Annotated in this window: 12 protein-coding genes and 1 pseudogene; 9 read left to right on the top strand and 4 right to left on the bottom strand. The window is 66.2% G+C overall.

Annotated features, from left to right (window positions below; translation table 11 throughout):
- The first annotated feature begins 126 nt into the window (after positions 1–126).
- From sppA to BRAD3257_RS00370, 9 genes are all read left to right on the top strand, one after another.
- Complete coding sequence (gene sppA, locus BRAD3257_RS00410; RefSeq protein ID WP_122400169.1) at positions 127–1,107, top strand: signal peptide peptidase SppA; 981 nt, start codon at positions 127–129, stop codon at positions 1,105–1,107.
- 172 nt (positions 1,108–1,279) lie between these two features.
- Positions 1,280–1,585, top strand: a complete 306-nt coding sequence (locus tag BRAD3257_RS00405) for an integration host factor subunit beta (protein ID WP_008539997.1) — start codon at positions 1,280–1,282, stop codon at positions 1,583–1,585.
- Positions 1,586–1,656: 71 nt separating this feature from the next.
- On the top strand, positions 1,657–2,049 hold the full coding sequence (locus tag BRAD3257_RS00400) for a lipopolysaccharide assembly protein LapA domain-containing protein (protein ID WP_122400168.1): 393 nt from the start codon (positions 1,657–1,659) through the stop codon (positions 2,047–2,049).
- 63 nt (positions 2,050–2,112) lie between these two features.
- On the top strand, positions 2,113–2,784 hold the full coding sequence (locus BRAD3257_RS00395; protein WP_122400167.1) for a phosphoribosylanthranilate isomerase: 672 nt from the start codon (positions 2,113–2,115) through the stop codon (positions 2,782–2,784).
- Positions 2,781–3,995: a tryptophan synthase subunit beta gene (gene trpB, locus BRAD3257_RS00390; protein ID WP_122400166.1), complete on the top strand. Its 1,215-nt coding sequence runs from the start codon at positions 2,781–2,783 to the stop codon at positions 3,993–3,995. The genes BRAD3257_RS00395 and trpB overlap by 4 nt, the downstream gene beginning before the upstream one ends.
- Positions 3,992–4,828, top strand: a complete 837-nt coding sequence (trpA, locus tag BRAD3257_RS00385) for a tryptophan synthase subunit alpha (protein ID WP_122400165.1) — start codon at positions 3,992–3,994, stop codon at positions 4,826–4,828. Before trpB ends, trpA begins: the two co-directional genes overlap by 4 nt.
- A gap of 111 nt (positions 4,829–4,939) precedes the next feature.
- On the top strand, positions 4,940–5,881 hold the full coding sequence (gene accD / locus BRAD3257_RS00380; protein WP_122400164.1) for an acetyl-CoA carboxylase, carboxyltransferase subunit beta: 942 nt from the start codon (positions 4,940–4,942) through the stop codon (positions 5,879–5,881).
- Positions 5,878–7,221, top strand: coding sequence for a bifunctional folylpolyglutamate synthase/dihydrofolate synthase (locus tag BRAD3257_RS00375; RefSeq protein ID WP_122400163.1), 1,344 nt, complete (start codon positions 5,878–5,880; stop codon positions 7,219–7,221). Before accD ends, BRAD3257_RS00375 begins: the two co-directional genes overlap by 4 nt.
- Before the next feature lie 157 nt (positions 7,222–7,378).
- Positions 7,379–8,119 (top strand): metallophosphoesterase family protein, encoded by a 741-nt coding sequence (locus BRAD3257_RS00370; protein ID WP_122400162.1) that lies wholly within the window; start codon positions 7,379–7,381, stop codon positions 8,117–8,119.
- A 64-nt stretch (positions 8,120–8,183) separates the two neighbouring features.
- Here the strand turns inward: BRAD3257_RS00370 and BRAD3257_RS00365 are convergent, their stop codons facing one another.
- From BRAD3257_RS00365 to addB, 4 genes and pseudogenes are all read right to left on the bottom strand, one after another.
- Entirely contained in the window at positions 8,184–9,191 is a 1,008-nt protein-coding gene (locus BRAD3257_RS00365) for an ATP-dependent DNA ligase (RefSeq protein ID WP_122400161.1), read from the bottom strand.
- 144 nt (positions 9,192–9,335) lie between these two features.
- Positions 9,336–9,656 (bottom strand): thioredoxin, encoded by a 321-nt coding sequence (trxA, locus tag BRAD3257_RS00360; RefSeq protein ID WP_074121876.1) that lies wholly within the window; start codon positions 9,654–9,656, stop codon positions 9,336–9,338.
- 70 nt (positions 9,657–9,726) lie between these two features.
- Positions 9,727–13,235, bottom strand: a pseudogene (gene addA / locus BRAD3257_RS00355) (double-strand break repair helicase AddA).
- Positions 13,229–16,375, bottom strand: a complete 3,147-nt coding sequence (gene addB / locus BRAD3257_RS00350; protein ID WP_122400160.1) for a double-strand break repair protein AddB — start codon at positions 16,373–16,375, stop codon at positions 13,229–13,231. Before addB ends, addA begins: the two are co-directional and overlap by 7 nt.
- Between the last annotated feature and the right edge of the window lie 96 nt (positions 16,376–16,471).

Here is a 16,471-nt window from a genome sequence, read left to right as displayed (position 1 = left end):
ACCCCATCTACCAGGGCTCCCAAGCCTTCATTTCTTCAAATTGCGCCCCAATTGATGTATCCAGATAAGCCGTTGGTCACGCTGTGACGGCACAACGCGCCCAGCCTTTCATTTGGAGACATTCCGATGTCGCTTGATTCGGACATCATCGTCGATCGCCGCAGGATCCGCCGTAAGCTGACGTTCTGGCGCGTGATGGCCGCGCTGATCGCGATCGCGGCGATTGCGAGCTTCGCGCTGATTGCGACACCCGGAGCACGCGGCACCTTTGCATCCGCCGGCTCGATCGCGCGCGTTCATATCGAGGGATTGATCCGCAGCGATTCCGATCGCACGCAGGCGCTGGAGCGGCTGGAGGATTCGCAGGCCGCTGCCGTGATCGTTCATATCAACTCACCGGGCGGAACCACCGCCGGCTCCGAGCAGCTCTATGACTCGCTCGTGCGGCTGAAGGCGAAGAAGCCGCTCGTCGTCGTGGTCGAGGGCCTCGCCGCCTCCGGGGGCTACATCACGGCGATCGCGAGCGATCACATCGTCGCCCAGCAGAGCTCGCTGGTGGGCTCGATCGGCGTGCTGTTCCAGTACCCCAACGTCTCCGAGCTCTTGAAGACGATCGGCGTCAAGGTCGAGGAGGTGAAGTCCTCGCCGCTGAAGGCGGCACCCAACGGATTCGAGCCGACAAGTCCCGAAGCGCGCGCGGCGCTCGATGCGCTGGTGAAGGACTCCTATGCCTGGTTCAAGGGCCTCGTGAAGGAGAGGCGTGGCATGGATGACACGCAGCTCGAAAAAGTCGCCGATGGCCGCGTCTTCACCGGCCGCCAGGCGATCGATCTCAAGCTGATCGACCAGATCGGCGACGAGAAGACGGCCGTGACCTGGCTGGTCGAGCACAAGAGCGTCAAGAAGGGGCTTCCCGTGCGCGACTACAAGCTCGAGCCGCGCTTTGGCGATCTGTCGTTCCTCAAGACCGCGGCCGCCGTGACGCTGGAAGCGCTGGGTTTGGGCTCGATTGCGCATCAGATCGGGCAAACCGGCGTCGCGCAGGCGGTCGATCGGCTCGGAATGGATGGAATGCTGGCGTTGTGGCAGCCGGCGGCGTCAAACTGAGCGGAGACAGGCGAGTTCCGTAAGTTTTTCCCGTTTGACGCGTGCCGGCGCAGCCCGCTTTTTCGGCATTTGTCACGCATTTTCACGACGCTCAACCTTGATTTAGCGTCTTGACAGATCACGGTATTTTCACGGAAATGGTCATCCGCACGCTTCCGGGTCCTATCTCTCGATGATCAAATCCGAACTTGTTCAGCGTATCGCCGAGCACAACCCGCATCTGTACCAGCGGGATGTCGAGAACATTGTGAATGCGATTCTCGAGGAGATCGTAGCGGCGCTTGCACGCGGCGATCGCGTCGAGCTGCGCGGCTTCGGTGCATTCTCGGTCAAGCATCGCCCTGCGCGCGCAGGGCGCAATCCACGCACCGGCGCCCATGTACCCGTCGATCAGAAGAGCGTTCCGTTCTTCAAGACCGGCAAGGAAATGCGCGAGCGGCTGAACCGCGACCATCCGGATCCCGGCGCGGCGGACTGAGGCCGGCGCCAGGGTTTTCCGCGGTCGCTCGGCATGCGGCCGGAAGCTGGATTCAAGGCGAGCGAAGCGAGATGCGAAAGTTCCTGACCGCGCTGATCGTGATTCCGCTGGGCCTCATCATGGTGACCTTTGCGGTGGCCAACCGGCAATTCGTCACGGTCTCCTTCGATCCCTTCGTCTCCGACGACCCCTCGTTCTCGGCTACGATGCCGCTGTTCCTGCTCCTGATCCTGGCTGCGGGGCTGGGCGTCGTGGCGGGCGGCTGTGCGGTCTGGTTCGGCCAGCGACACTGGCGGCGCGCCGCGCGCCGGCATGAGGCCGATGCCCGGGCTGCGCGGGGCGAACTCGCCGATCTGCGGGCCCATGCGGCGGCGGCACGGCCCGAGGCGCAGCGCCTCCCCGTTCCCTCCGGGACAGGCCTTTACGGGCCCATCGGGCGAGACAAGCAGCGCGCGACGTTGTAGAAGCGGCCCGACCGAAAAACCCTGCGTTCCGGCCGCCTTGCGGCCTCCATTTGCTTTGAGATCATGTCCCTGCTCGTCAAGATCTGCGGCCTGTCCACGCGCGAGACGCTTCAAACAGCGCTCGATGCCGGCGCCGACATGGTGGGGTTCGTGTTCTTTCCGCCGTCGCCGCGGCACCTCTCGCTGGAACTTGGCCGTGACCTCGGTCGCCTGGTGAAGCAGCGCGCGCTCAAAGTGGCACTCACGGTCGATGCCGACGACGCCACGCTCGACAACATCATGGACGCGCTGTCGCCGGACATTTTCCAGCTCCACGGCCAGGAAAGCGTCGCTCGGCTGCGCGATATCAAGCAACGCTTTGGCCGCCCCGTGATGAAGGCGGTGCCGGTCGCAACAGCAGCCGATCTCGCCGTGCTGCCCGGCTACGCCGCGGTCGCCGACCGCATCCTGTTCGATGCGCGTGCGCCGAAGGACGCGACGCGGCCCGGCGGCTTAGGAGAGCCGTTCGACTGGCACCTGCTCGAAAATCTCGATCTGAAGCTGCCCTACATGGTCTCGGGCGGGCTGCACGCCGATAACCTGGCCGAAGCCCTCCGTGTCACCGGCGCCGGCGGCGTCGATGTGTCCTCGGGCGTCGAGAGCGCCCCCGGCATCAAGGATCCCGAGATGATCCAGGCCTTCATCCGCGCCGCGCGCGCCACCCAAGATGCAAGTCAAGAGTTGAGCGTCCGATGAACATCGCCAAACCGAATTCCTATCGCAGCGGCCCCGACGAGCGCGGCCATTTCGGCATTTTCGGTGGCCGCTTCGTCGCCGAAACGCTGATGCCGCTGATCCTCGATCTGGAGAAGGCCTACACCGCCGCCAAGGCCGACCCGGCCTTCCAGGCCGAGATGAACGGCTACCTCAAGAACTATGTCGGCCGGCCCTCACCACTCTATTTCGCCGAGCGCCTCACCGAGCATCTCGGCGGCGCAAAAATCTACCTCAAGCGCGAGGAGCTCAACCACACCGGCTCGCACAAGGTGAACAACGTGCTCGGCCAGATCATGCTGGCACGGCGCATGGGCAAGAAGCGCATCATCGCCGAGACCGGTGCGGGCCAGCACGGCGTCGCCACCGCAACGCTGTGCGCGCGCTTTGGCCTGGAATGCGTGGTCTATATGGGCGCCGTCGACGTCGAGCGGCAGCAGCCCAATGTCATCCGGATGGAAATGCTGGGCGCAAAGGTGTTTCCGGTGCAGTCGGGTACGCGCACGCTGAAGGACGCCATGAACGAGGCGCTGCGCGACTGGGTCACCAACGTGCACAACACGTTCTACTGCATCGGCACGGTGGCGGGTCCGCATCCCTATCCGACCCTGGTGCGCGACTTCCAGTCGGTCATCGGCAACGAGACCAAGGCGCAGATGCAGGAGATCGAAGGCCGCCTGCCGGATTCGCTGGTCGCCTGCATCGGCGGCGGCTCCAACGCGATGGGCCTGTTTCATCCGTTCCTCGATGATCCCAGCGTCGAGATCTTCGGCGTCGAAGCCGCTGGCCACGGATTGACGCAGCTGCACGCGGCCTCGATCGCGGGTGGCCGTCCCGGCGTGCTCCACGGCAACCGCACTTATCTCTTGATGGATGCCGACGGCCAGATCCAGGACGCGCACTCGATCTCGGCCGGCCTCGACTATCCCGGCATCGGCCCCGAGCATTCCTGGCTGCACGAGGTCGGCCGCGTGAACTATCTCTCCGCGACCGATGATGAGGCACTCGCCGCATTCCAGCTGCTGTCAAAGCTCGAAGGCATCATCCCCGCGCTCGAGCCGGCGCATGCCATCGCCAAGGTGATGGAGCTCGCGCCGAAGCGGCCTAGAGATCACCTGATGGTCGTCAATCTCTCCGGTCGCGGCGACAAGGACGTTCCGCAGGTCGGCGACATCCTGAGGGGCAAGAAGTGACCACGCGTATCGACACCCGTTTTGCCGAGCTGAAACGCCAAGGCCGCGCGGCCTTCGTCACCTATGTGATGGCAGGCGATCCCGATCCTGCGACCTCGCTCGAGATCGTCAAGGCGCTGCCGAAGTCCGGCGCCGATGTCATCGAGCTCGGCATTCCCTTCACCGATCCGATGGCGGATGGTCCCTCGATCCAGGCTGCAGGCCTGCGCGCGCTCAAGGTCGGCATGACCCTGAAGAAGACGCTGGAGCTGGTGCGCGACTTCCGCAAGGGCGACAATGTCACGCCGCTGGTGCTGATGGGCTACTACAATCCCATCTACATCTACGGCGTCGACAAGTTTCTGGCTGATGCCAAGACGTCAGGCGTCGATGGCTTGATCATCGTGGATCTGCCGCCGGAGGAAGATGACGAGCTCTGCATTCCCGCGCTGAAGGCGGGGCTGAACTTCATTCGCCTGGCGACCCCGACCACCGACGATAAGCGCCTGCCCGCGGTGCTCGCGAACACGTCAGGCTTTGTCTATTACGTCTCGATCGCTGGCATCACCGGTGCGGCGGCGGCGGACGCCAATGTCGTCGGCGAAGCTGTCGCGCGCATCAAGCGGCATACCGGCTTGCCGATCTGCGTCGGTTTCGGCATCCGCACCCCGGAGGCCGCGCGCGCCATTGCCGAGAAGGCCGATGGCTCGGTGGTCGGCACGGCGCTGGTCGATGCGCTCAAGAACAGCCTCGATGCCGAGGGGCGGGCGACCGCCAAAACCGTTAATGCCGTCGCCGAATTGACGGCGGCCCTGGCCCAGGGCGTCAAGGGCGCACAGCAGGCGGCGGAATAGGCCATAATTCCGCTTTGGAGCGGGCGGCACGGCGGCTTGCCGGGGAGAGGCCCGGGCGCCATATAACCCTTCAGGCGATCCGCGAGGCGGGATCGCACATCGGAGCAAACCATGAACTGGCTTACCAACGTGGTCCGGCCGAAGATCCGCAACATGCTGCGGCGGGAGACGCCGGAGAATCTTTGGATCAAGTGCCCGGATTCCGGGCAGCTCGTGTTCTACAAGGACGTCGAGGCCAATCAGTTCGTCATTCCCGGCTCGAACTACCACATGCGCATGGGCGCGGTGGCCCGGTTGAAGTCGATCTTCGACAACGAGACCTGGTTCGATGTCGCGTTGCCCGAGGTCACGCCCGACCCGCTCAAGTTCCGCGACGAGAAGAAATATGCCGATCGTATCAAGGACGCGCGGGCGCGGACCAATCTGAATGACGCGGTCAAGGTCGGCTACGGCAAGCTCGAGGGCGCTGCCGTCGTCGTTGCCGTGCAGGATTTCGACTTCATGGGCGGCTCGCTCGGCATGGCCGCGGGCGAAGCCATCGTGCGCGGCATGGAGCTCGCTGTCGAGAAGAAGTCGCCGTTCATCGTGTTCGCCGCATCGGGCGGCGCGCGCATGCAGGAGGGTATCCTCTCGCTGATGCAGATGCCGCGCACCACCGTGGCGGTGCAGATGCTGCGCGAGGCGAAACTGCCCTACATCGTCGTCCTGACCAATCCCACGACCGGCGGTGTCACCGCGTCCTACGCGATGCTGGGCGATGTGCAGATCGCCGAGCCCGGCGCGCTGATCGGCTTTGCCGGCGCGCGCGTGATCGAGCAGACCATCCGCGAGAAGCTGCCCGAGGGTTTCCAGCGCGCCGAGTACCTCAAGGAGCACGGCATGGTCGACATGGTCGTGCACCGTCACGAGCTGCGCCCGACGCTCGCCCGGCTCTGCCGCCTGCTGACCAAGGCGCCGGCGCAGGAAGGCGCTTCGAAGCCGGCGCAGCCGGTGACGAGTCCGGCGCAGATCGTATCGGCCGCCGAGACGGCGCCGGCCGCGCCGCACGCGTGAACGCCTCCCCTGACACTGCAAAGACACCGCTCGGTGAATTGATCGGGCGGCTGTCGGCCCTGCATCAGAAGCGCATCGATCTCGGGCTGGAGCGGATGCACCGCCTGCTCGAACGGCTCGGTCATCCCGAACGCAAGCTGCCGCCGGTGATCCATATCGCCGGCACCAACGGCAAGGGCTCGACGCTCGCTTATCTGCGCGCGACGCTGGAAGCTGCGGGCTTGCGGGTTCACGCCTACACCTCTCCCTATCTCGTCCGCATCAACGAATGCTTCCGGCTCGGCCGCGTGGGCGGCGGCGTGCTCGCCGGTGACGACGAACTGCGCGCTGCACTGGAAGAGGTCGAGCGCGTCAATGCCGGCGAGGCCGCGACCGTCTTCGAGCTGAAGACCGCCGCCGCTTTCGTGCTGTTCGCGCAGAATCCGGCCGACGTGGTGCTGCTCGAAGTCGGCCTCGGCGGCCGGCTCGATTCGACCAACGTGATCGATGTGCCGGCGGCCTGCGTGATCACGCCGGTCAGCATGGATCACGTGGATTTTCTCGGCGATACGTTGGCGTCGATTGCCGGCGAGAAGGCCGCGATCATCAAGCGCGGCGTGCCCGTGACTTGCGCCGAGCAGATGCCGGAGGCGATGGCCGTGATCGAAGCGCAGGCGAGGCGCATGCGTGCGCCGCTGTTTGCCGCAAACGAGAGCTGGCACGTCAATGTCGAGCGCGGGCGACTGGTCTTTTCCGACGATCGCGGCTTGATGGATCTGCCGGCGCCGCGCCTGTTCGGCCGCCACCAATTCGCCAACGCCGGGCTCGCGATCGCGACTCTGCGCGCGATTCCGACCTTCAAGATCCCTCACGCCGCGTTCGAGGCCGGCATCGTCGGCGCCGAATGGCCGGCGCGGATGCAGCGCCTCACCTCGGGTGAGCTGCAGTCCTGGGGTCCGCAGGGCTCGGAGATCTGGCTCGACGGCGGCCACAATGCCGAAGGCGGGCGCGTTGCGGCCGCCGCGCTCGGCGATCTCGAGGAGCGCGTGTCGCGGCCGCTGGTCGTGATCGCGGGCATGATGGCCAACAAGGACGCGCAAGGCTTTCTCGCCAACTTCGCCGGCCTCACCCGGCACATCATCGCAGTGCCGATTCCCGATATCGAAAACGCGATGCCGGTCGACCGCCTTGCGGATGCCGCGCGCAGCCTCGGCATGCGCGTCGAGCCCGCGCCCTGCATCGAGGCCGCCCTGCGCGCCTTGGCGAAACTCGCCTACGAGGTGCCGCCGCGCATCCTGATCACGGGCTCGCTGTATCTCGCCGGCCACGTGCTGGCGATCAACGGCACGCCTCCTGCATGAGTTTCCGTGTCCCGGACAAGCGCAGCTCTTGGCAACGCGTAGCGTTGTCCATGGCGGAGCGCTGATCCGGGACTCAGAAGGCCGTAGCATGGGCCCGGCTCAGCAGCACCACTGCGCGCTGCGCTCGGTCCGGGGCACGAGAGTGGGGAGCACAACGATGCGTTTCGCCGCGATTGCCGATATCCACGGAAACTACCTCGCGCTGGAATCTGTCCTTGCCGATATCCGCGCGCTGGGGATCACAGACATCGTCAATCTCGGCGACATGCTGAGCGGTCCGCTCGATGCGCGCCGAACCATCGAGATCCTGATGACGCTCGACGCCGTGCACGTGCGCGGCAATCACGACCGCTATCTGCTCGACCGCCCACCCGAGAAGATGGGCTCGTGGGATCGCCCGGCTCATGCGCAGCTCAACGCCGCACAACTCGACTGGCTGCGCGTGCAACCGATGACGCGCGTGTTCCGAGACAGGGTCTTCCTCTGCCACGCGACGCCCGGCAGCGACGAGGTGTACTGGCTCGACACCGTGCATGCGGACGGCGCGGTGGCGCTGTCGCAGCCTGACCGGATCGAGCAATTCGCGGAAGACATCACGCAATCGCTGATTCTCTGCGCCCACACCCATCTCGCCCGTGCCGTGCGCTTGCGCGATGGCCGGCTGATCGTCAATCCCGGCAGCGTCGGCAGTCCTGGTTTTCGCGATAAGCATCCATTCCCGCATGTCGTCGAAGCCGGCACGCCGCACGCGCGTTATGCGATCCTCGAGTTTGTGAGCGGTGTTTGGCAGGTCACGTTCCGCCACATCGCGTATGATCACGAGGCCATGGCGGCGCTGGCCCGTCGTAATGGGCAGCCTGAACTGGCGAACGCGCTCGCGACGGGATGGATTGCGTAGTCATGCCTCGTGTCCCGGCTCTGCGGTGCATCGCTTGCGCGCTGGCGGGACGCGAGAGCGAACCTCACCCGAGCAGCTTCATCGGCTCGGCCGCCTTCTGCTTCAGCTGTTCAAATGTGCATTGCCTCGGCGCCTTGTCCGGGCGCCAGCGCAGGATCGAGGTGCCGTGGCGAAAACGCTCGCCGCTGAAATGGTCGTAGCAGACCTCGATCACCAGCTTCGGCTTCAGCGGGCACCATTTGGCCGAGCGCTCGGTCGACCAGCGGCTCGGTCCGCCCGGCGCATTGCCGGTGAAGCCCGGCTCGCCAATCAATGCTTCGAGCCGGCCGGTCAAGGCTGGCTTCTCCTCAGCCTTGATCGCGGAGGTGAAGCCGACATGGTGCAGAAGACCCTTGTCGTCGTAGAGACCGAGCAGCAGCGAGCCGACGACTTTCCGGCCGGCCATCTTGTTGGTGGCATAGCGGAAGCCGCCGACCACGCAATCGGCGCTGCGGAATTTCTTGATCTTCTGCATGCCATCGCGCGTGCCGGCCTGGTAGGGCAGGTCGATGCGCTTGGCGATGACGCCGTCCGAGCCGCCGCCGGATTGCGCCAACCATTTTTTGGCCGTGGCGTAGCTGGCCGTTGCCGGTGAGAGCCGGAAGATGCTGCCCTCGAGGTTGGCTTTCGCAAACGTCTCCAGCGCCGGCCGGCGCTCGTGCAGCGTCCTCTTGGCCAGATCTTTCTGCCGGGACGTCGCGAGCAAATCGAACACAAGATAGAGCGCCGGTGTTTCTTCCGAGAGCTTCTTCACGCGGCTCGCAGCCGGATGAATGCGCTGCAGGAGCGCGTCGAAGGAAAAGCTCTTTCGGTGCGGCACGACGATCTCGCCGTCGAGCGTGAAGCGATCTGCTTTCAACTTCAGCGCAGCGGCAACGATCTCAGGAAAATAGCGCGCAAGATCCTCACCAGACTTCGAGCGCAGATCGACGCTGCTGCCGTCGCGCGACAGCAGGCAGCGGAAGCCGTCCCACTTGGGTTCGTATTGCCAGTGCTTGCCGCGCGGGATCTCGTCGACCGAGCGCGCCTCCATCGCAACGAGAGGGGACGATCTTCGATCGCGCTTTCGGGGAGAGGCTGGCAAGGGCGGGACTCGTCATACGCGGAACATGTCCCATCAACGCAAACGGCCGGCATTTCGCCGGCCGTTGTCGAAAATAAATGGATGCAGCGCGGATCAGACCGCGGAGGTGATCCACTGCTGCAGCTTCGCCTTCGGCGCGGCGCCGACCTGACGCGAGGCCATTTCGCCACCCTTGAAGATCATCAGGGTCGGGATCGACATCACACCGTACTTCGACGCGGTCTTCGGGCTCTCGTCGACGTTGAGCTTCACGATCTTGACCTTGTCGCCCATCGCACCGGCGATCTCGTCGAGAGCGGGCGCGATCATGCGGCAGGGGCCGCACCATTCGGCCCAGAAATCGACGACCACGGGGCCGTTCGCCTTGAGCACTTCGGTTTCGAAATCGGCGTCGGAAACCTTGCTAACGGCCATTGGGAATACCTCACTCGGTTGAAAGAGAATCGGCGCGACCTGGAATCGCGGCCGGGATCATGCGGTCAACCTATGAACGGCTCCTTGCCGGGTCAAGGATGCTCACACCGAGATGATGGATGCCAGCGCCGCGTCCAGCGCGGGGGCCGAAATCTCCATATATTCAAGGACCTCGGTCCAGAGCAGCACGGCGCGGATGGGCTTTTGGGGATAAAGCCGCGTCAGCACCGCCCGGTAAAGCGCAAGCTGGCGGACATAGGCGGCGGGCGCCTCAGCCGCGCTCTTGGGAGCCGCCTGGTTGGTCTTGAAATCGACGATCAGGACCTCATCGGGGCCCACGACCAGCCGATCGATCTGCCCCGACACCAGGGCCGGGGTGCGGCCCGGCCGCTCCAGCCGGCCGGCGATGGCGACCTCCGCCCGGCTGCCGGCGGCAAACACCGGGCCGAAACGCGGGTCAGCGATCAAGGTGAGCACCTTGTCGGCCAGTGCGGTGCGGTCGGCCTCCGGCCAGTCCGAGGCGTTGCGCGCCATGAAACCGAGCGCGGCCTCGCGCCGGCGCTCAATGGCGATGTCGGGCAGGGATTGCAGCAGACGGTGCACCAGCGTGCCGCGCTGCAGCGCCAGCGCGCGCGACTGGATTGATTCGCCTGATCGTACGCTGCGGCCCTCTTCGGCTGACTGGCCCGATGGTCGCACGGGATCGTCGTCGATGGTCTCGCGCGGAGCCGGTGTTCGCAGCCAGTCCGGCAACGCGATGGTCTGCTGCACCGACGTCGCGGGCGTGCCCAGAGCCGCGACATCCTCCGGCCGAGCGAAGCGGGTGACCTTGCCGAGCGGCGTCTCGATCACCTGCTTGTCGAGGCCTGAGCCGGCGAGCCCGGTGCCGATGAGGTCGTACCAGCTCAGCTTGCGCACCGTCTTCATGTTGCCGGGCATGCAGCCGCCGACGATCAGCCGGTCCGCCGCGCGTGTCATCGCGACATAGAGCAGGCGGCGGTACTCGTCCTCTGTCTCCTCGATCATGGTTTTGCGCGCCTCGGCGACAGGCTTGGGATCGTCTGCCTTGCGGCCGGCCCAGACCACGACCTCGCCGCCGTTGCCGCGCGGCACCTGGATCAGCCGCAGCCGCTGCGAGTCCGCCGGCGACGACGTGGTGTCGACCATGAACACGACGGACGCCTCTAGGCCCTTGGCCCCGTGCACGGTCATCACGCGCACCTCGTCGCGCGAGATCTCCATATCGCGCTTCACCTCGGTGTCGGCCGAGCGCAGCCAGGCCATGAAGCCCTGCAGCGAGGCCGGCGCCTTGCGCTCGTAGTTCAGCGCCAGCTCCAGGAATTCGTCGAGCGCGTCATTGGCTTCATGGCCTAGCCGGCGCAGGATGCGGGCACGGCCCCCGTCGCCCCCTAACAGCCAGGCGTAGAAGGCGAACGGCGTCTCCTCGCGCGCACGAATCTCGCAGGCTTCAAGGCGCCGCAGCGCGGCGGCGAACTTACCGCTTGTGCCTGCATGCTCGCCGAGCGCGCGGCGCAAGGATCCCTTGCGGTCCCAGGCAAGCTGGAACAAATCGTCGTCATCGAGCCCGAATAGCGGACTCTTCAGCGCCACCGCCAGCGCGAGATCGTCCTGCGGCAGCAGCAGCGCATCCGCAAGGTTCATCAGATCGATAATGGCGATGTGCTCGGTGAGCTTGAGCCGGTCGGCGCCGGCGACCGGAATGCCGGCGTGCTTCAGCGCCTGGATCACGGCGTCGAACGCGTTGCCGCGCCGGCGCACCAGGATCAGCATGTCTCCATAACGCAGGGGGCGACGTTCACCCTCGTGCCCCGTCAGCGTGCCGCTCTCGACCAGCCGCTTGATCTCGGCCTGGATGCGGCGCGCAAGCTTGACCTCGGGGCTGGTGACGGCGACGCCGTCGAACGGCGCGCGCCAGCCTTCGATGTCTTGCCTGTCGTCGGCTTCAGCGAGATCCCACAACTCGATCACGCTCGGACCGGCATCGGCGAGCGCGTTGTGCAGGGGATGGCCGATCTCGACCGAATGAATGCTCTTGTAGATCGCGGGGTCACGGAAGACGTGATCGACAGAATGCAGGATCGTCGCGCCCGAACGGAACGAATAGGTGAAGGCGACCGGATCGAACTTCAGCCCGGCCGCGGTGAACTTGCGGTGCAACTCGCGCCGGCGTGCGTCGAACTCGTGCGGAGCCGCGCCCTGGAACGAGAAGATCGATTGCTTCTCGTCGCCGACGGCGAAGATGGTGCGGCTCAGCCCTTCGCGCGCGCCTTCGCCGGCGGTGAATTCGGAGATGATGTGCGCGACGATGTCCCATTGCCGAGGGCTGGTATCTTGCGCCTCGTCGATCAGCACGTGATCGACGCCGCGGTCGAGCTTGTAATGCACCCAGCCTGAGGCGACGCGATCCAGCATCGCGAGCGTCTTGTCGATCAGATCATCATAATCGAGCAGCCCGCGCTCCTGCTTCTCGCGCCGGTAGTTCGCGGCAGCGGCGGTCGCGATCTGCAGCAGGGCCGCGGTGCGGTCGCGAATCGTCACGGCGCGACGCTTTTCGATCAACCCACCGAGCCGCTGCGCCTCGGCCTCGAACAGGCGGGCGACGGACGGATTCTGGTCGCAAAACTTCTTGGTCAGCACCGCCTTGCGCGGCAGCTTGTCGTCGGTGAGGAAGACGCAGAGATAGGCGTCGACCTGGGCGCTGCCGGAAAACACCTTCGCCTCGCGGAGCCGGCCAGCCTGGTCATTGTCGGATTTGCTGCCATCCTCCAGCGCGAATGCGATCTCGTCCCAGCGCGAGCGCGGCAGGAACGGGCCATCCAGAATGTCGGTCTCGACGTCCTCGATGCGGTCGCTGACGTCAACGCCCAGCACCGCAGCCATCTGCGCCGCGGCGGCTTCCGCGTTGCCGGCCTCGTCGGTCCAGGCCATGAAATGATCACGGCTGAGACACGCCTCGCGCACGACCTCCTTGAAGGTGACATCGGCGGCGCTCGCCATCGCCGTCAGCAGCGCGCAGCCGGTGACGCTGTCAGGATCTCGCGCGGCGTCCAGCAGCACCTTCAGATTGGCGCGCTCCATCATGTCGGTCTGGTCGCGCTCATCGAGCACGGCAAAGCGCGCCGGCACGTTGGCCTCGAACGGGAACTGCTGGAGCAGGCGCGTGCACAGCGCGTGGATGGTCTGCACCTTCAGCCCGCCCGGCGTCTCCAGCGCACAGGCGAACAGTTTTCGCGCTTCGCGGCACAGCTTCGCGCTGGGGTGCGGGATGCCGACAGCGACAATCGCCTTCTTGAGCGCATGATCATCCAGCGTCACCCAGTGCCCGAGCGTGGTGAACACGCGCTCAGCCATGTTGGCGGCGGCGGCCTTGGTGAAGGTGATGCAGAGAATCTTCTCCGGCGGCACGCCCGACAGCAGCAGGCGGATCACGCGCTGCACCAGCACGTGGGTCTTGCCCGAGCCGGCATTGGCCGACACGAAGGCCGACGCGGTCGGATCGGACGCACGCGCCTGCCGCGCGCGCACCTCGTCGGGGATGGGACGTGGCAGCTTCACCATTCCTCGATTCCCAGGCCGCCGGCCGCGGACCATTCCTTGATCCGGGCGAGGTCGTCATAAGTGCCGTAGCGGTTCGCCCACATCGGCAGGTTCAGCGAGGTGTAGGGCTGGTTCTCGTCCTCGAAGGCCCGGATCAGCGCTTCCAGCTTGGCGCGCGCCTCCGCGGCTGCGGCATCCGGCGGCTGCGGCTCGTCGCCCTGCTTATACTTGAGCTCTAGGATACGCTCCTCGCCCGGCGGATTGTTGCCGCTGAGCCGGACATAGACGAGCTGGCTCACGGAGGAGCCGGCATCGATATCGGGAAAACCGCCCTCGCGCAGGATCGCGGCTTCCAGCGTGAGCTGCGGCGACAGGCCCATGCGGACCTGCTTGCCGGTCGGCGGCTGGCCGGTCTTGTAGTCGAGGATGGCGTAGCTGCCGCCCTGGCGCCGCTCGATGCGGTCGGCGCGCGCGGAGAGACGGAAGTTGCGCTGATGATCAAGCATGATCGAGATCTCGCCATGGGTCTCCGCGACGATCGCCTCGATTGCATCGCGCCGTGCCGTCTCCCATTCGCCGAACCAGCGCGCGATGCGCTGAAAGCGCGGCCACCACAACGCGCGGGCCTCGGGCCGCTCCATCAGCGGCGCAAAATGCTTCTCGCCAATCGCGCGCAGCACGCGCGCGGGATCGTCGGGCAGGCGCGTAGCATAGGTTTCCGTGAATTCGCCGATTGCCTCGTGGATCGCCGAGCCGCGGTCGGCGGCCGACAGCGGCATGTCGACGGGGTCGAGCGCATCGAGCCGCAAAATGTATTTGGCGTAGATCGTGTAGGGATCGCGCAGCCAGTCCTCGATCGCGGTCACGGACATTTTCAGCGGCCGCGTCGCGCGCGGCGGGCGCGGCTCGGGCTGCTTGATCGGCCTGACTTCGTCGGGCTGGTCCAGCGCGCCTGCGAACTGCACGTATTTCTCGCCGGCGCGAACGGCCGCCTTCCAGAGCTCGTCGCCGGCAACCGCTTCCAATCGATGCAGGAAGCGCGAGGCCACCGCCGGCGCGCCGCCGGCCTTCGCCGAATGGGTGAGGATCACCTCGTCGCCGCCGAGCAGCTGCGCGAAGTCATGTGCGGAAAGGCCGATGCGGCGCTCCGGCAGATCGAGCCCGAGCTCGTGCCGCATCGGCCGGCTGAGCCAGGGATCGATGCGCGGCGCCGGCGGCCAGACGCCTTCGATCAGGCCGCCGATGATGATGCGGTCGGCCTGCATCAGGCGCGATTCCAGCGGGCCGTAGATCTGCAAGCGTGCGCCCGGCCTGTCGCGACGACGTACCGCGCGGTCACCGAAGGCGGTCTGGAACACGTCTGGATAGTCAGGCAGCGGCACCATCAATCCGCTGGTCGTGCCGCCGCGCAGGAGATCGTCGAGGACGCTGGCGAGCGCGAGGCCTTCGCGCTCCTCGAAGGCGAGCGGAATGCCCAGCTCGTCGCGCGACAGCTCGATCATGATCTCGCGATGCCGGTGCGCGAGCTCGGCGAAATCATATGGCTTCGACGTCGGAAGGCTCTCGATCGGCGCCAGTGCCTTCTGCAAAGCACTGATCAGCGCCTGGATGCGATCGAGATCCTCGGCCCTGAGACGTGCTCGGGGCTCGGCCTTGTGGAGCGCGGAGAGCTCGCTGCGCCACAGCTTTGCCAGCTCGTCGCGAAAGCGGTTGAACTCGCGCAAGAGGCCGGCTGTGCCCGGCGGTGGGCGCGTGCCGCGCAGCACCGCCAGCTCCAGGCCTTCGATCGCCGCTCTCCACGCGCCGGGCGCACGGCCGAGCCGGCACAGCGGATGCTTCAGCATCGCGAGCAATGTCGGCGGCTCCAGGCCCTTGGTCGCGGCCTCTGCGGCAAGGCGCGCAAAAACGCCGGCCGAGGTTTCCATCAAGACGTCGCCGCCGGAATCGTCGAAGGCGAGATCCCATCGCGTCAGCGCCGCCATCACCCGCCGCGCCAAAGCGCGATCCGGCGTCACCAGCGCCGCGGATTTGTCGAGATGCCGCGCCTCACGCATCGCAATCGCGATCGCGAGGGCTTCCATCTCGGGATTGGGAGCCTCGACGACTGCGAGATTTCTCATGCCGCCCGCGATCTTTGCGGCGACTTCGGGCTGCTTCAGCCGGTCGTGCCAGACTTCCGTCTTGGCCGACGGCCGCATCGACTCCGACGCGAGCAGGTCGCGGCCGCCTTCCGCCGGCGGCTGAAGAATCTCGACATCGCTGCGCTTGATGCCCAAGCGCTGCAGCAGGGCGTGCATGGCATATTGCGGATGGTTCGAGGCCGGATGCTCGGCGAACTTGCCGAGCGAATCGCGCACGCCGCCGATGCTGCGCCAGGCGTCGTCGTCGAGATCGGTGTCGAGGCCCGGCAGCACCACCGCACCATGCGGCAGCGCGGCGACCGCGTGCAGGAACTTTGCGGTGGCCGGCATCGAGCCGGTCGAGCCGGCCGCGATCACCGGCCCGTTCGGATGCGTGGTCAAGCGCCTCGCTTCCGCAGCGATCAGGAGATCGCGCCGCGCCGCGGGCTCGATGCGGTTGATCTCGGCGAGATGATTGGGCCAGGCGATGCGCGCGATGCGCAGGAATTCGAGCGAGTGCTGCCAATAGCGATCGAGGTTGTCAGGCACCAGAGCGTCGAGCGCGCTCCAGTCGACGCCGCGCGTCACCATGTCATCGATCAGGCGCGCGAGGTCGCCGGCAAGTGCCAGCGTCGAGGCGGGGCCGCCGACCACCAGCGGCGCCAGCACCGGGCCCTTGGCCCAGGCCGCGACGAGCTGCGCCAGCGTCAGCCGCCGCTCCAGCTCGCCGAGCCGCGGTGGAATGTCGAGCGGGGCGGCGGTCGAGAACTGCTCGTCCTCGTCGGCGAAAGCGAGCTCGTCCTCATCGATGTCGCCGAGCGCGACGATGCGCGGCAGCATCACGGCATCTGCCTTCATCTCGTCGAGGAAGATCTCGCGCACGACGCGCATGGCGCGCCTCGTCGGCAGATAGAGCGTGGCGTCGGCCAGCCGCGCCGGTTCCTTGCGCGCCTCGAACCCCTCGACCAGCCGGCCGTCGAGCAGGGCGGTGACGACCGTGCGCAGGAACGGAACTGAGATGGGAACGCTGAAAACGCGCATGGGCTGCCTGATTCGGGAATCGGGGCAATATAGGCAGGCGGACTCGAACGGTCATGGGTGCAAATGAGGTCTTTCCCCGCTGTTTGCTACACATCC

Origin of the sequence: Bradyrhizobium vignae, from assembly GCF_900324035.1 — a bacterium.
GTDB classification, from domain to species: domain Bacteria; phylum Pseudomonadota; class Alphaproteobacteria; order Rhizobiales; family Xanthobacteraceae; genus Bradyrhizobium; species Bradyrhizobium vignae.
This window is presented reverse-complemented; position numbering and strand designations above follow the sequence as displayed.

Bases quoted from the DNA above. Each gene is read 5' to 3' on its own strand.
- sppA (WP_122400169.1), top strand. From the start codon at position 127: ATGTCGCTTGATTCGGACATCATCGTCGATCGCCGCAGGATCCGCCGT.
- BRAD3257_RS00405 (WP_008539997.1), top strand. From the start codon at position 1,280: ATGATCAAATCCGAACTTGTTCAGCGTATCGCCGAGCACAACCCGCAT.
- BRAD3257_RS00400 (WP_122400168.1), top strand. From the start codon at position 1,657: ATGCGAAAGTTCCTGACCGCGCTGATCGTGATTCCGCTGGGCCTCATC.
- BRAD3257_RS00395 (WP_122400167.1), top strand. From the start codon at position 2,113: ATGTCCCTGCTCGTCAAGATCTGCGGCCTGTCCACGCGCGAGACGCTT.
- trpB (WP_122400166.1), top strand. From the start codon at position 2,781: ATGAACATCGCCAAACCGAATTCCTATCGCAGCGGCCCCGACGAGCGC.
- accD (WP_122400164.1), top strand. From the start codon at position 4,940: ATGAACTGGCTTACCAACGTGGTCCGGCCGAAGATCCGCAACATGCTG.
- BRAD3257_RS00370 (WP_122400162.1), top strand. From the start codon at position 7,379: ATGCGTTTCGCCGCGATTGCCGATATCCACGGAAACTACCTCGCGCTG.
- BRAD3257_RS00365 (WP_122400161.1), bottom strand. From the start codon at position 9,191: ATGGAGGCGCGCTCGGTCGACGAGATCCCGCGCGGCAAGCACTGGCAA.
- trxA (WP_074121876.1), bottom strand. From the start codon at position 9,656: ATGGCCGTTAGCAAGGTTTCCGACGCCGATTTCGAAACCGAAGTGCTC.
- addB (WP_122400160.1), bottom strand. From the start codon at position 16,375: ATGCGCGTTTTCAGCGTTCCCATCTCAGTTCCGTTCCTGCGCACGGTC.